Origin of the sequence: Pseudomonas brassicacearum, from assembly GCF_003732265.1 — a bacterium.
GTDB classification, from domain to species: domain Bacteria; phylum Pseudomonadota; class Gammaproteobacteria; order Pseudomonadales; family Pseudomonadaceae; genus Aquipseudomonas; species Aquipseudomonas brassicacearum_D.
In genome coordinates this window covers 1-551 of the sequence record NZ_MOBK01000455.1, presented here as the reverse complement: position 1 = coordinate 551, position 551 = coordinate 1, and the positions used below count along the sequence as shown (strand labels likewise).

1 protein-coding gene is annotated in these 551 nt (G+C 51.4%); it reads right to left on the bottom strand.

Annotated elements, in window-relative coordinates:
• The coding region (locus BK660_RS32225; protein ID WP_123436479.1) for a DNA sulfur modification protein DndB at positions 1-229 on the bottom strand (229 nt) is incomplete at its 3' end.
• Positions 230-551 lie beyond the last annotated feature (322 nt).

Here is a 551-nt window from a genome sequence, read left to right as displayed (position 1 = left end):
AGCTTCCCGAGTTGGAGACGATGTATCGTGCAATTTCAGGAATGCGTGAGCGATTGATCGACCGCTGCGCTCTCAGCTCTGGCATCAACTCCTCATTGTCAAAGACAAATAGCTTCGCCAAAAGCCTAAGCGGGCACATCGAGACGTAATACTCCCGCCCCGCTTGTACTCCACGGATCGCGGGAAATGTGTAAGAAAAAGGACTAGTCATGGCTGCAAAGCCTACCATGTTTGCTTCCCAACAGACAAACAAGAGCAGTCATCCAGACGTACAGCTAGCTAGCCCAAATCTGCCCTTGTCAGCATAATTCAGACGACCGGTTTGAGCAGGAAATGCTGTCGTGAACGGCATTTACAGCCCTAAAGGGTAAAGCGCCTGTATATGCCTTTGATTACGAGCTATAGCCAACTGCCATCCAGCAATGGGGTACGCCGCCGTCGTATGAATACGCAGGTGACGCAGCTACCCATCCAGCGGTAGCCATCGCGCTCAATCTTCGTGTGTAACGAAAAACTCAAGTCCGGTAATGATTCGAACGTAGGCTCGACGC